14 protein-coding genes are annotated in these 14,223 nt (G+C 36.7%); 8 read left to right on the top strand and 6 right to left on the bottom strand.

Features of this window, described 5'->3' with window-relative positions:
• Positions 1–122: 122 nt before the first annotated feature.
• Together LGQ02_RS05125 and queG are read right to left on the bottom strand one after the other, a co-directional pair.
• The gene (locus LGQ02_RS05125) at positions 123–653 is read right to left on the bottom strand and encodes a methylated-DNA--[protein]-cysteine S-methyltransferase (protein ID WP_226517134.1); all 531 of its coding nucleotides are present in this window, start codon (positions 651–653) and stop codon (positions 123–125) included.
• 64 nt (positions 654–717) lie between these two features.
• Positions 718–1,863, bottom strand: a complete 1,146-nt coding sequence (gene queG, locus LGQ02_RS05120) for a tRNA epoxyqueuosine(34) reductase QueG (protein ID WP_226517133.1) — start codon at positions 1,861–1,863, stop codon at positions 718–720.
• Between the two features lie 398 nt (positions 1,864–2,261).
• On the opposite strand from queG, the gene LGQ02_RS05115 reads away from it, so the two are divergent.
• Positions 2,262–2,648: a DUF302 domain-containing protein gene (locus LGQ02_RS05115; protein ID WP_226517132.1), complete on the top strand. Its 387-nt coding sequence runs from the start codon at positions 2,262–2,264 to the stop codon at positions 2,646–2,648.
• 151 nt (positions 2,649–2,799) lie between these two features.
• Here the strand turns inward: LGQ02_RS05115 and LGQ02_RS05110 are convergent, their stop codons facing one another.
• A complete protein-coding gene (locus LGQ02_RS05110; RefSeq protein ID WP_226517131.1) occupies positions 2,800–3,000 on the bottom strand; it encodes a DUF2188 domain-containing protein in 201 nt (66 codons plus the stop codon).
• A gap of 161 nt (positions 3,001–3,161) precedes the next feature.
• Here LGQ02_RS05110 and LGQ02_RS05105 point away from each other — a divergent pair, with 161 nt between their 5' ends.
• Positions 3,162–4,040, top strand: coding sequence for an SDR family oxidoreductase (locus LGQ02_RS05105; RefSeq protein ID WP_226517130.1), 879 nt, complete (start codon positions 3,162–3,164; stop codon positions 4,038–4,040).
• A gap of 161 nt (positions 4,041–4,201) precedes the next feature.
• A complete protein-coding gene (locus LGQ02_RS05100; RefSeq protein WP_226517129.1) occupies positions 4,202–5,686 on the top strand; it encodes an alkaline phosphatase family protein in 1,485 nt (494 codons plus the stop codon).
• A 95-nt stretch (positions 5,687–5,781) separates the two neighbouring features.
• Here the strand turns inward: LGQ02_RS05100 and LGQ02_RS05095 are convergent, their stop codons facing one another.
• A complete protein-coding gene (locus LGQ02_RS05095; protein ID WP_226517128.1) occupies positions 5,782–7,218 on the bottom strand; it encodes a serine hydrolase domain-containing protein in 1,437 nt (478 codons plus the stop codon).
• A gap of 208 nt (positions 7,219–7,426) precedes the next feature.
• Here LGQ02_RS05095 and LGQ02_RS05090 point away from each other — a divergent pair, with 208 nt between their 5' ends.
• Positions 7,427–7,681 carry a hypothetical protein gene (locus tag LGQ02_RS05090; RefSeq protein ID WP_226517127.1) on the top strand — a complete coding sequence of 85 codons (255 nt, stop codon included), beginning with the start codon at positions 7,427–7,429 and terminating at the stop codon, positions 7,679–7,681.
• Between the two features lie 59 nt (positions 7,682–7,740).
• On the opposite strand, the gene LGQ02_RS05085 is transcribed toward LGQ02_RS05090, so the two are convergent.
• Positions 7,741–8,469, bottom strand: a complete 729-nt coding sequence (locus LGQ02_RS05085; protein ID WP_226517126.1) for an HAD family hydrolase — start codon at positions 8,467–8,469, stop codon at positions 7,741–7,743.
• 432 nt (positions 8,470–8,901) lie between these two features.
• On the opposite strand from LGQ02_RS05085, the gene LGQ02_RS05080 reads away from it, so the two are divergent.
• A complete protein-coding gene (locus tag LGQ02_RS05080) occupies positions 8,902–9,837 on the top strand; it encodes a DUF4349 domain-containing protein (protein WP_226517125.1) in 936 nt (311 codons plus the stop codon).
• A 65-nt stretch (positions 9,838–9,902) separates the two neighbouring features.
• On the opposite strand, the gene cynS is transcribed toward LGQ02_RS05080, so the two are convergent.
• Positions 9,903–10,430 carry a cyanase gene (gene cynS / locus LGQ02_RS05075; RefSeq protein ID WP_226517124.1) on the bottom strand — a complete coding sequence of 176 codons (528 nt, stop codon included), beginning with the start codon at positions 10,428–10,430 and terminating at the stop codon, positions 9,903–9,905.
• Positions 10,431–10,628: 198 nt separating this feature from the next.
• Between cynS and LGQ02_RS05070 the strand changes: the two genes are divergently transcribed.
• From LGQ02_RS05070 to LGQ02_RS05060, 3 genes are all read left to right on the top strand, one after another.
• The gene (locus LGQ02_RS05070) at positions 10,629–11,900 is read left to right on the top strand and encodes an ammonium transporter (RefSeq protein ID WP_226518225.1); all 1,272 of its coding nucleotides are present in this window, start codon (positions 10,629–10,631) and stop codon (positions 11,898–11,900) included.
• A gap of 259 nt (positions 11,901–12,159) precedes the next feature.
• Positions 12,160–12,756: a polysaccharide deacetylase family protein gene (locus LGQ02_RS05065; RefSeq protein ID WP_226517123.1), complete on the top strand. Its 597-nt coding sequence runs from the start codon at positions 12,160–12,162 to the stop codon at positions 12,754–12,756.
• Positions 12,757–12,978: 222 nt separating this feature from the next.
• Positions 12,979–13,956, top strand: a complete 978-nt coding sequence (locus LGQ02_RS05060) for a coiled-coil domain-containing protein (protein WP_226517122.1) — start codon at positions 12,979–12,981, stop codon at positions 13,954–13,956.
• Positions 13,957–14,223: the final 267 nt, after the last annotated feature.

The following is a 14,223-nucleotide window of genomic DNA, read 5'->3' as shown; positions in this document are numbered from 1 at the left end:
CAATTATCACCAATTATTAAGACGGGTTTATTTGGTATAAACAAAAATCTAAAAAAAGTATTTGACATAGTACGCTTAACGTGTAAAAAAGAAGCTTCTTCTCTGAAGCTTCATTATGTGCATTATGATATTTTTTCAATTGATCCTTCGAGTCGTAACAATGTTTCTTTTTTGTCTAATCCTCCACCGTATCCTACCATTGATCCGTTGCTACCAATTATTCGGTGGCATGGAATAATAATCGGTATTGGATTTTGGTTATTAGCACCACCTATTGCTCTTACCGCTTTTGGTGCCCCAATTTCTTTTGCGATCTGCTTATAAGACTTCGTTTCTCCGTATGGAATTTCTTGAATCTTATTCCATACTAGGCATTGAAACCTCGTTCCAATTAAATCAAGTTCTAGGTCAAAACCTGTTCGAATTCCATTAAAGTATTCATCTAATTGTTGGATAGCTGAAGAAACTTCTTCTTCACTTTCTTTTAATTCAGCCGTTACAAAATGTTTTTTCAGTCTTGTTTTTAAACTCGAACATGTTTCTTTTACTGAACCGAAACTAATTTGACAAATGCCTTTATTTGACTTTGCAATTGTCAGTCTGCCAATTGGACTGTTCATTTCTGCAAAATAAATGAATGGTCTTTTCGTCATGAAATACCCCTCTTTTCAGCTCAGTTTATATTATTTTACTGAACTATCAATTCACTTTCCATGTTTATTTTGGCTCATTTTTAAGGATGTTGAGCCCTTTTTCTATTTCTTCTTGTACTTGTTCGTCTTTTTCTCTATCTTGTGCCGCTTTTAAGTGCTGTTCAGACTCATTTCCACCACCAATTTCACCGATTGCCCATGCAGTCGTCCCTCTAATTACAGGGCGTGGATCCGACTTTAATAAATCGAATAAATGCGGTAATGCTTCTTTTTCTCTGTAATGAGCAAGTGCAATAATAGCATTTCTTTGAATTGGTTTTTTCCCTCTCCATGACCCAGAGATTGCTCCAAATTTCCCCTTAAATTCACGATTACTTATCATAAGTAGCGGAATGAGCTTTGGCTTTACAACCTCTGGATCAGGCTCCATTTCTGGATGGTGATGGGCATCTTTTCCTTTATTTTCAGGACAGACGACTTGACACGTATCGCATCCATATAGACGGTTTCCTAGTTTCTTTCTATATTTATCTGGTAGAAAGTCTTTTGTTTGCGTTAAAAAGGCAATACACTTATTTGAATCTAATTGCCCCCCCTGTACTAAAGCTCCTGTCGGACAAGCATCTACACATTTGTTACATGTACCACACTGATCGAGAATCGGAGTATCTGCAGGTAAATCGATCGTTGTAATTAATTCTCCCAAATAAACATAAGAACCAAACTCAGGCGTGATAATTGCACAGTTTTTTCCGCTCCAACCGATTCCCGCACGTTCAGCTACAGCTCGGTCTGCCAGTTCACCTGTATCAACCATCGACAAACATTTTGCATCAGGATGATTTTCTAAGATAAATGTTTCTAGTGCTTTTAATTTCCTTCTTAGTATATGATGGTAATCCTCACCCCAAGAAGCTCGGCAGAAAATTCCTCTTCGTTCTCCTCTTTTTGAGCGAGGAGCATTTTTCATTTTTGATGGATACGCTAAGGCAATCGAAATAATTGTCTTCGCTTCAGGCATTAACGTTGAAGGCTCCGTTCTTTCTTCGAGTGTTCCTTTTTCAAATCCTGATTGATAATTGTTTTCTTGCTGTATTTTCAAACGCGACTTTAGTGTGATAAAGGGATCGGCCGAGGCAAAGCCAATTTTATCAATACCTATACGCTTACTGTATGCAACAATCTCATTTTTTAGATAGGCATTCGCCACGGTTCTCACACCTTTCAATCTTTTTATCTACATCGTATTTTATTTTTAATAAGGAATCATTACTTTCGTCATCTAGCTTTTTATCTGCCAATGGTCTTGTTCAGACGTATAAAAAACGAAAAAGTAGCATTTCGAATGGAAACACTACCTTATCTTCAAATAAGTCTATGCCATCGTACGTCACTAATCAATAAGATCCGTACATTTAAATTTGGAAAGTTTTGTTTATAATTAATGAATATTATACGTAAAACTATTATAGTATTTTACTATCGTCGTTTTCACCTGTCAAACTGCCCTCGAAGTTCAATGGAAGGGGATTTTATTGATAAAATGTTTCTGTTCATTTAAAATCGGTAATATATATACCTAGTGGGATATTTTAAGGAGGGTTAACCATGAGCTTTAACTTTACTGTAACATCTACAAAAACACCTGAAGAAGCTATTGCTGCATTAGAGGAAACATTACTTGAAGATGGATTTTCTGTTTTATGGTCTTTTAGCGTTAAAGATAAGCTAGATGAGAAAGGGTTAGGATTGGACGAACCATTTCAAATTCTTGAAGTATGTAACGCAAAAATTGCTAAGCAAGTTCTTGAGTTTTCAAAATTAGCTGGATACTTCCTTCCTTGTAAGCTTGTCGTTTACGCAGAAGATGGTGTAACTCACATTGGAATGCCAAAGCCTACAACATTAATGGATTTTGTCGATGATTCACAAGTTCGACAAGTTGCTAACGATGTTGAACAATCGTTAATGAAATGTATGGAAAAAGCTAAGTAATTCATCAAAATGATCTGGGACAAATTGTACCAGGTCATTTTTTGTACTCCTTCATAAAATCGCATGCAGGAATTTATAAACATACAAACCTGTTAATAAAAGCGCCTGACACCTGAAAATTACCTTCCAGGTGCCAGGCGCTTTTATACGATTACTTGTATATTTTCTCGTCGATTACTTCATTTAAGTGATTATAGATGACGAGTTTACTCGGTTTGTTTTGTTCAGCGACTTTTGTACCCGCTTCAACTGCTTCATCCTTTTTATCGTATTCTTTCTCTGGAACAGCATCGTCAAGTTTCAAGTGCCATGCGTCTGCATCTTTATTCGGTCTAATGCTATATGTTTTCATGAACATCACTCCTTGTTTCATTTTCAGTATAGTTCGCTTTTTCCCGCTCTTTTTTTTCATTAAACAAAAAATGTTTAAACAAGCATTTCTTTGGTTATTCAAAGTTTTAAAAAGGCAAGCTATGAATGAAGAGTGAAATCTATAAAGGAGTGAAGTGTTTAATGAAATACGAGGATGTAAAAGATAAGCAAACGAACGGGCAACCAGCTCAAGTACAAAATCGTCAGCCTGGCTTTGAAACTGAGATGAATCCTCTCCCTATTTATGATGACCCAAATTATAAAGGTTCGAATAAGCTTAAGGACAAAGTTGCACTTATAACAGGAGGAGACAGTGGGATTGGCCGTGCTGTTGCCATTGCCTTTGCAAAAGAAGGGGCTAAAGTAACCGTCACTTACTTAGACGAACATGAAGATGCCGAGAAAACAAAGTCAGAAGTAGAACGTTACGGGGGAGAATGTTTACTCATTTCTGGTGATATCGGCGATGAAGCTTTTTGTCAAAATACCGTTCAACAAACAATTAATCACTTCGGAAAATTAGATTGTCTTATTAATAATGCGGCTGAACAGCACTACCAAGAAAAAATTGAAGATATTACAGCAGAACAAATGGAACGAACATTTAAAACAAATATTTTTTCCTGCTTTCACTTAATCAAAGCGGCCCGTCCTCACTTAAATGCAGGAAGTACAATTATTAATACGGCTTCGATTGTCGCATATAAAGGTAACCCTGTTCTAATGGACTACGCGTCAACGAAAGGAGCCATGATTGCGCTCACTCGTTCGTTATCAGAAAACCTTGTTAGTTCAGGAATTCGTGTCAATGCCGTTGCACCTGGGCCAATTTGGACACCATTAATTCCCGCTTCTTTTCCTTCTGATCAAGTGGCAAACTTCGGTACAAGCAGTCCAATGAAACGGCCTGGGCAGCCTGCAGAATTAGCACCAAGCTATGTTTATTTAGCATCAGATGATTCTTCATACGTTTCCGGACAAGTCATCCATGTAAACGGTGGTGACATCATTAACGGATAATTCATAAAGAAGCTGCCTTTGAAGTGTCGAAACATCACTTTTTAGGCAGCTGTTTCTTTTTTTAAACACTGACCAGCCTTTAGACAACCATTTTTACATAAATTAAAGATTTGTAAACAAACTAAAAGCTAAGTGTTAAAAACTAGAAATTAGGTGATAAAATGTCTTCAGAAAAAAGTAAATCTACTCAACGTGTCATCATGGTCATACTAGATACATTGATGGATAAACCGCTCCAACATGCATTAAAAGATGAGACATTGCCTGCTTTTAAATACTTTATGGATCATGCCGAGTATTATCCGAATGTCGTCACTCCATTTCCCTCAATGTCTGTTAACGTGGAAAGTACTTTATTAACAGGAACCTATAGCGAACAACACCACGTTCCTGCTCTTGCATGGTACTCTCAAAACGAAAACCGGATCATCAATTACGGCACTCACGTATTTGAACTAATGAAACTCGGTTTATCTAATAGTGTGTATGATGCGATTTACCGATTAAATCATCAACACCTTAGTTCAAATGTAAAAACGATCCATGAAGAGCTTCACGAACAAGGGAAAGAAACCGCATCCATTAACCCACTCATGCATCGCGGAGCCCAACGGAATACGATGACCGTCCCTGCATTGATGCGTTTCTTCTTGGCAATAAAAAAACAAATTGACGTATACTCACCTGCTAAATTCTCCTATGGAAGATTATCAAAAATGAGTCCTTTAAATACATTCAGCAGCATTTGGCATAAATACGGCTTTAATAATCATTTTTCAATCCAAGAGTTTTCACACATAGTTAAAGAACAAGATATTCCACACTTCTCACTCGTATACTTACCTGACCATGATAAAAATGTCCATAAACATGGACCGATGGATATGAAAGGGATTAAAGACATGGATCAGCAATTACAAACATTGCTTGACACTTTCCCTTCATGGGATGATGCATTGAAAAACTATACGTGGGTTTTAATTGGAGATAACGGGCAATCTCAATTAACCGATCAGCGTGAGCGTGTCTCTGTTGATCTCCGTAAAGTTATGGCTCCTTTTAAAGTGGCAAAACTAAGAAAAGGCGTACAAAAAGACGCGCAAGTTGTTTTAGCTATAAACCTTCGCTCAGCCTTTATATACACTTTAAATCCAAACGATGTCACGCTCGAGGATATTGTAGAAAAATTACAAACTGATTCTAGAATAGAAATCATCGCCTGGAAAGAAGAAGGCTGGATCAACGTAACCTCTAGCAAAAACAAAAATTCATTTAAATTCAAAGAAAAGGGAATTATGAAAGATCCATATAATCAAACTTGGGAAATTGACGGAGACCACTCCATTCTAGACTTAAAAATTGAAGGAAAAGGCATTGAATTCGACGATTTTCCAGATGCATTAAAAAGGATTCAAAGTGCTCTACACTCTCATGAAGGAGAATTTGTTGTCGCAACTGTAAAACCAGAGTATGAATTTATCGGCGAAAGTACACCTAAGCATGTTGGAGGGGCAAGTCACGGTGGCCTACATAAAAATGATTCGAATATCCCGATGATTGTCACCGGTACGAAAACAACTCCAGAATTTTTACGGATGATTGATTTAAAAAAGTGGATCTTGAATTTGATAAATACAAGTGAATAAAGAAAAAAAGATGCTTTCTATCCACGGATAAAGCATCTTTTTCTACTCAAATTTTTTTAAGAAGCATGGCGATATTGGACCATGCTCCTTAAAAATTATACTTTTGATTTTTCATCTGCTTCCTCTTTTAAGATTTGTCTTACTCCTAAGAAAAGACCATAGACATCTTCCTGTTCATTGATTAAGAAACGAATGGGCGTCTCTGATTCATTCATATCGATTGTAAAGAGGTGCTTGTCAACCGGCCTCATTTCATACTTTTTACCTTCATTTTCAAAAAACAACGTACTGTCTTCCTTAGAAACAGTCATTTCTGCTCCTTCTCCTGAGATGAATTTACCAACATATTGGTCTAGTTCGTCAACTTGAACAGTATAATCTTCATACGTCATTAGCGGTGTTTCTGGCGCTAACCCTTGAACGGCATTTAAAGCACCTAATAACAATGGAGAAACTGGGATCCCAACTAAGTTTGTTAGAATCATTCCCGCAAGGCCTTTTTCAGGAACGATACTCATATGAGAAGAAATCCCTTTCAAACTTCCACCATGCTCAATTAACGTTCCCCCATTATAGTTAGGTGTGATCATTAATCCATAACCATAATATTTATTTTGCTGAAATTGAACATGTGGATGTGTCATTTCTTGAAGACTTTCAGGTGTTAGAATACGATTTCCATTAACTGTACCGTTATTTACATAGATTTTCGTATATCGAAGCATATCTTTTACATTTGACCGTAAAAATCCCGCTCCGAGCATGGCTGGTGAATCCCACCACTTATCTGCTAAATATACTTCTTTTTCACCCTCTTCTTCTTTTGCTGCATAGATACTTGTAACATTCTCATTGTGTAACACGCTGTTAATATCAAATGTACTTGATGTCATTCCCGTTGGCTTTAAAATTTGATCTGTTACATATTCAGCAAATGGTTTCCCACTTACTCTTTCAACGATTGCTCCTAATAATGCGTACGCATCATTTGAATAACAGAATTGTGTTCCTGGCTCACCTAGTAACTCAATTTCCAACTCTCCAATAAATGTTAACAGCTCATCATAATTATCAATAGGCTCTTCCTCTTTTAATCGTTCTTTTTGCTTTTCTGAGACTGAAGGGTCATTTTCCATTGTGCGTTTCATCGCATAATAAAGGCTTGGTAATGTTGGTAACCCTGAAGTGTGTGTAAGAAAATGATGAATCGTTATTTTTTCCGTATATTGTGGATTCGGCGTTTTAAACTCAGGTAAGTATGTAACAACTGGATCTTCCACTGACAGCATTCCAGCTTCTTGTAATTGCATAATCGCCATCGCTGTGAATGATTTCGTAATCGAAGCGATCCCGAACATCGTCTCGTCTGTCACTTCTAATTTTTTATCTATGTTTCGGTAGCCAATCCCTCGTTTATAAACCTCATCCCCGTTTTTAGAAACGGCAATTGCTGTTCCAGGTACTTCGTACTTGTTTATGATTTTGTCTGCAAATGGTTCAAAATGTTCAACCCATGATTTTTGCTCCATCATTTCACCTCTCCCATCTTTTTCATTTATCTATTTATTTCGAGATTCGTGATAAAAATCCTTCATTACTCTCTCAACAATCGAAAAATTCAGACGACATATTTTTGCATATTCACTTAAAAATGAGTCATAAAGCCGACAGATAAGCAAAAATATGATACATTATATATGTAATTCCTCATGATTTAACTTAAATATTGGAGTGATGACCTTGATTAAAGTAGGAGATACTGTCTATGTAAATAAACTCGGCCGAAGTGAGTATGTCGGAAAAGGTACTGTACAAGATATTTGTACAGATATTCAAGACCTTGACCGCTTTTTCGATGAAAGTCATCCATTTCATTCCACTTATTTATCTTGGCTTAAGAAAGGGAAGGACATTTATATTGTTGACTTAGAAAGCAATATCGGAAAAGCTGGTTTCTTAGTACAAGAACTATCACATGAACTAGTCAAAAATTAAAGATTTATGAAAGAATGATAAAGAGGCTCTCAAAATGAGGGCCCCTTCTTTTTTTTACTCTATAAAATTTGTGCAAATAACCCTTTTTGTTCTTTTAAAGACTCGTAAAAATCTTGTAACGTCCCTTGATCATCAATTTGATATTGCGGTTCACCACGATCGATGACATGTCCTTCAACTAAAAACGTCTTCATATCAACCTCACTTGCAACCATGTCCTCTTGTTTATCATTTCCTACCATGATACATTCCTCAGGTTTTACGTTAAGCTGTTCACATATATGCTCATAATAGTGAGTATGAGGTTTCGTATAAACACTCTCTTCATAAACGGTAACGACTTCAAATGGCTGGTCATCAATTCCTGCCCATTTCAAGCGGTGATAAATTGCTGTTTTAGGAAAAACAGGGTTTGTTGCAACTGCTACTCGATACCCTTGATTAACCGCTTCTTCTACAACTTGCTTTGCTAGCGGCGTCGGCTCACACAAATAAGAAAATGTCGGAAATACATTTTCATAAAAGTGATCTAAGGTTGGCCAAATATCGTCTTTTTCCACTGGGACAATTGATAAAAATGTTTCTTCAAACACTTGTTCATTTGTCTTTTCACGATCTAAGTTTTTCATCATTGCATCTGTACCAGCCCAAAGAGCTTTTACGAATAGCTTTGGATCGATAATGTGAGCAACTTTAGGGGCTAGCTCTTTTATATATTGCTGTACAAATGCATCGGTATCCATCGGAAGCAACGTTCCATCTAAATCGAATAAAATTACTTTTGTCATATTAACGCCTCGCATTTTCATTTATATATATGTACCAAAACCAAATTATACCATAACTTAATGAAGTTGGTGCAGTTTAAAGCCTTTGCTGGGACAGTGTTTGGCATTTTGGCTACCTGGTATGACTGTACCTGGTATTTCTGTACCTGGTAGATTTCTACCTGGTAGTTCTATACCTGGTAGGTTGTATTCTTAGTAGTTCGGTGTCTGGCACCGTTCGTTGTAAACAAAACCTACTCCGAAGTGCTCAAAACGTATACTCCACCAACATATAGGAAACGATCTTACTATTAAACATTAAAGCAGTTTCATAGAGAGAGTGTGGTATGAGCGAAAAAACAAGAAAAAGTTTGGTTACTAGGAAGCAGACCGTTTGTAACCTTTCCTCCTATATTACGTCTACGACTTTAAAAGACCATAGGGGGTCAAAAAATGAAGAATATTCAAGCAACATTTTTGCTAACTTTTACTTTTTCGCTTTTATTTTTGTTAGCCAGTTGTAGTAATGTAAGTCAAGATGACGCAGCAGAATATGATATGGGGGATGCAGAATACGCAGTAGATGATGATGCAGGCTTTGTAGAAGAAAGCGAAGTAGCACATGATTCAGCCGATCAAGAAGCAAGAAGTAACGAACAAGAGGATAGTCTCCAATTCGAAAATAATGATCGAATGGTTATTTACAATGGGAATTTATCGATTGAGGTAAACAATTACGACGATGTACAGCGTCAAATTGAAGAAGAAGTAAACGAAGTCGGTGGTTTTATCGTCGAATCCTCGATTTATCAGCACGGAGGTAGTGACGAAAATCGTACAGGTAACCTGACCGTGAGAGTCCCTGCTGAACATTTCTTCTCTTTCATTAATGGGATTGAATCAAGAAGTACAAAGGTGTTAGAAAAATCAACGCATGGAAATGATGTAACAGAAGAGTATGTTGATCTGGAATCAAGACTTCGCTCCCAAGAAACGGTGGAAGAAAGACTACTTAATTTTTTAGATGAAGCTGAAAACACCGAAGATTTGCTGCAAATATCCAATGATCTTGCGCGGACACAAGAAGAGATTGAACGATTAAAAGGGAGAATGAGTTACCTTGAAAATCACGTCGCTTACTCAACCGTTTCCATTCACATTCAAGAACGAGCAGTCAACGTCCCACCTATTCAAGATCGTGAAGAACTAAATACATTTGAACGTGCACAAAGTCTGTTTATGGACACAATTAACTTTATAATTACGATCTTCTCTGGGCTCATTGTCTTTTTAATTGGCTTATCTCCCGTTCTTGTACCAATCATTCTCGTTGGGCTTGCTATTTATTCGTATCATAGGAAGCAGCAAAAAAATAATACAAACACTTAAAAGATGTTCCCTCCCATTAAAGTTAGATGATTATTTTTAATGGGGGGGATTTTTTAGAGGTGTTCCTACCATTTCTCATATGGTAAAAACTTTCCGTCTAACGTAATGACAACACGTTCTGCTTCAGGGTCTTCATCATCTGGTCGTTTATCGACTTTAATATCTAAGTTGATTGCGCTCATAATGCCATCACCGAACATTTCATTAATTAATGCCTTCAATGTTGTCCCATACACCTGCGTAATCTCATAAAAACGGTAAATTAACGGATCAACGGGTACCGTTTTATCCAAAGAACCTCTCATTGGTGGTTCTTCTAAAATGTAAGCAACCCTTGGGTCTACACTTAATAATCTAGCTAATTGTAGGCTATCCTTTCGCTCCATTGATTGCTGCCCATGCATAACAGCAGCTACCCACTCTTTACTTCCACCAATTTCATTTGCGATGTCCTCAAACGTTAATTGCTTCAATCTTTTTGCGATTAATAGCATTTGTAATACAACCTCGCGGTTTACATAAGGAAATTCCTCTTGAACATGCACCGGTGCACCGAACGCTTGATGATGATTTTGACGAACGTTTTTCATCATAATTCCCCTTCCACTTTATTCATTGTAGCTTATTCTTTATCAGCACCTTCGTGTATGTACAACGAATATCGATCAATACAAAAAACTGTGTAAGGTTTGTTAACACATTTGTAGTTTCAGAAAATTTAAAAAGTATAATAAAAAACAAGTTAGTGATCCGTCCAGATCACTACATAATAATGAAAAGGGGATGTCATGATGGATCCGATTTTTTTAATGAACAATGTTTGGATTATGATTTGTGCAGTACTCGTTTTACTTATGCAAGGCGGCTTTATTTTACTTGAAGCTGGTTCAACTCGAATGAAAAATGCAGGCCACATAGCTGGGAAAACGATCTTTACAGTAGGAATTGCTTCCGTTGTTTTCTGGGCAGTCGGTTACGGTTTTATTTACGGACAAAGTATTGGATTAATTGGTTTTTCAGACTTTTTCTTCGGTGATTTTACAACAGTTGTTGATGGATTAGTTGGATCTGTTGATTTCTTCTTCCAACTAGCTTTTGCAGCAATCGCTTTAACAATTGCGTTTGGCGGTTTTGCAGAACGTGCGAAATTATCCGTATATATTCTTTTCGCCGTATTATTTACATCATTCGTATATCCAGTCGTTGCTCATTGGATTTGGGGAGGTGGCTGGTTAGGTGGATTAGGAAAGCAAGACTTTGCTGGTTCTACAGTCGTACACTTAACTGGAGCAATGGCTGCACTTGCTGCAACAATTTTATTAAAGCCTCGTATCGGTAAATACAATAAAGATGGTTCAGCTAATAATCTCGCTGGACATAACCAAGTTTATACAGCACTAGGTGTATTGGTTCTCTGGGTTGGTTGGTTCGGTTTTAACGCTGGAAGTACATTAGAAGTTTCTGATGCTTTCTTCGGTTATGTTGCTTTAAATACACAACTTGCTGCAGCTGCTGGAGCGATTGGCGCATTATTTATCGCTTGGGCGATGTTAGGAAAAGCAGATGTGCCAACAATGTTAAATGGTGCCTTAGCTGGACTCGTTGCAATTACCGCCTCATGTGCTTTCGTTGCACCTTGGGCAGCCGTCTTAATTGGAACTGTCGGTGGCTTAATCGTCTTTTTCAGTATGAAGTTCTTCGAAAAAGCTAAAATTGATGATCCAATCTTTGCTTTATCTGTTCACGGTATTGCTGGTATTTGGGGAACTATTTCTACAGGTTTTTTTGCTACACCAGCATTAGCTGAGATGAATGGCGGTCTTCCTGGTTTATTTTACGGTGGAGGTTTCACTCAATTAGGCGTTCAAACAATCGGTGTTGTCACATCAGGTGTTTACGCATTTGTGTTATCCTTTTCAATACTTTATGTAATGAAGCGTATCATGAATGGTATCCGTGTTTCCGAAGAAGAAGAATTACAAGGACTCGATTTAAGTGAACATGGAAGCTATGGTTATCCAGAAAACATTCCACTGTTTCAAAATGATAAAAAAGGAGCATAAAGAAAACCCTCGAATGGCGAGTCATTTGAGCACGCATTTTAGCTAAAATCTAATAAACTTTGATAGTACAAAATGAGTGAGCAGGGTTGAGTACTCCTGCTCGCCTTTTTATTTGGAAAGAGAGCAGTTCAGCTATTTTATGATTCTTACAAATCATACTAACCTTTAATATAACTATACTGTGGATAATATAAATAAGGGAAAAACAATCGAGGTGATATGAATGTTTCGTCATCCATGAGCAGTAAAAAACGAGGTCGTGTACGACCTCAAAGATCATCGGTGGATAAAAAATGTTCAGCAGTTAAGATCTAGTGATAAATCTACCGTTTTAACCTTTGACGATGGACCTGGAAGGTACACTAATAGAATTTTAGATATTTTAAAAGCAAAACAAGTACCAGCCATGTTCTTTTGGCAATCTAAGCTTTTTTACACAGAACGTCCTTGGAAAAGAGTGATCAATGAAGGGCACACTATTCAATCACACGCCCACAATCATAAAAATTTAATTCAGTTAAGCAAAGAACAGCAATATGATCACATTAAAAAGAGTATAACTATTATAGAGAGCATAACTGGGAAGAAAGTTCAGTACTTCCGTCCTCCTTTCGGCCAATACAACGAAGACACAATGCTTATTTTAGACGAACTTAACCTTCAACCTGTTATGTGGGAGATCTGTTCATATGACTGGGAACATAAAAACAGTCCAGACCAAATCATTACAAATGTCTGTGACTATGCAAGGTATGGTTCAATAATATTGCTTCATGAATTAAAACAAACTGTTAAAGTTTTGCCTCAACTTGTTGATTGCCTAAAGAAGAAAGGATTTCGTTTTACAATTCTATAGGTGTATATTGGACTGTATAAGGTACATCAACGTCCGAATAAAGGAACAAAACCATCTAATAACTTACTATTAAATAGTTCTTTCATTATCCACTGTCCCTAACCATCAGTATCAGGAATCATTTCCTATTTTTTTACAGAGGTAACGCTAGGCATTTATCTTACATAAAATAAGGTAGAAGCCTATTGAAATTAAATAGGAAGCCGTTAAGGGGGAAGATATGTGAATCCAAATGCGAACATATATCGAAATTCGAGGAAATCAAGAACCCAACTTCAGCAATTGATTATTCACTTAAAATCTGAGCTTGCAAAATATAAAACCCAGCTTCACCAAAAAAGCAACGAATACAAAACAACAAACGTACAATACAAAAACGAGTTAGAAATCCAACAAAATATATCGAACGAACTACGTAAGAAGCTCAACGAATTAACCGCCAAATTAGAAGCGAAAAACACTGAGTATGAAAGGAAAGTGACTGAACTTCAAGATGAAAGTGAACATTTTATAAAACTGTTTGAAGGTGAACAAAAACAGTGGCAAGAGAAAGTAATCAAGTTGCAAAACAAGCTTTCCGAAGCTGAAGAGCAAATAACGGAACACTTAAACTATGAACAAGATCTTGATATTCAAATCGATACATTAACGTTAGAAGTCGAGCACCTGAATACAGTAAAACAAGAATATGAATCTACTTATAAAAACTACCTTAAATTACAAAAAGCAAACGCAAAGTTACTCACCGAAAAAGAAAATTTACAAGGCGAAATTGATACGAATGCTTCTGTCATTATTCAATTGCAAGCACAAATAGATGAAAATGATTCAAAAATCCAAGAGTTATCTGCAAAAGTTGATAAATATAAAGATCTTCAAAATGGGTGGCAACAACAAGTCGATCGTTTAAACGAACAGCTTATTGAACGAAATGAAGAATTAGAATTTGAAGCGAGCCTTAACCAACAATTAAATTATCAAATAGAACTACTAACGAATGAATTAACTCACCTTAAAACAACATCTGAAAATCGTTCTTCTCAACCAATGAACGAGGAATTACAACAACAAACTGAAGTGTTTAATATCGTATTTGACGATAACATCACCGGACTTCAAAGAAGTTTCTCGCTGATTGCTCAATTAGAAGAGAAGATTAAACAGTTAAAACATGAGCTGAAAAATACGAAATGTGAATGAAAGTTCGATATTTTTTACCTTCATATCATGTTGTTTTAACCAAATTCTTAATGGATTTGGTATTTTGTCTTTCCTCACGATTGCTCCCATTCGTAAATCCATTCCAATAAACTTCCTCCTATTTTTCATGAAAGATTAAAATATATAAGACAATGACACGCTTTTACAATGTGATTTAGAAGTTATGTGATCGCAGCCCAGCATACAACTCAGAGTGGAAAGGGTCACATAGAACATTTCTATGTGACCCTTTCGTGACCCAACCTA

It is taken from the genome of Bacillus shivajii (genome assembly GCF_020519665.1).
Classification (GTDB): domain Bacteria; phylum Bacillota; class Bacilli; order Bacillales; family Salisediminibacteriaceae; genus Bacillus_CA; species Bacillus_CA shivajii.
This window is presented reverse-complemented; position numbering and strand designations above follow the sequence as displayed.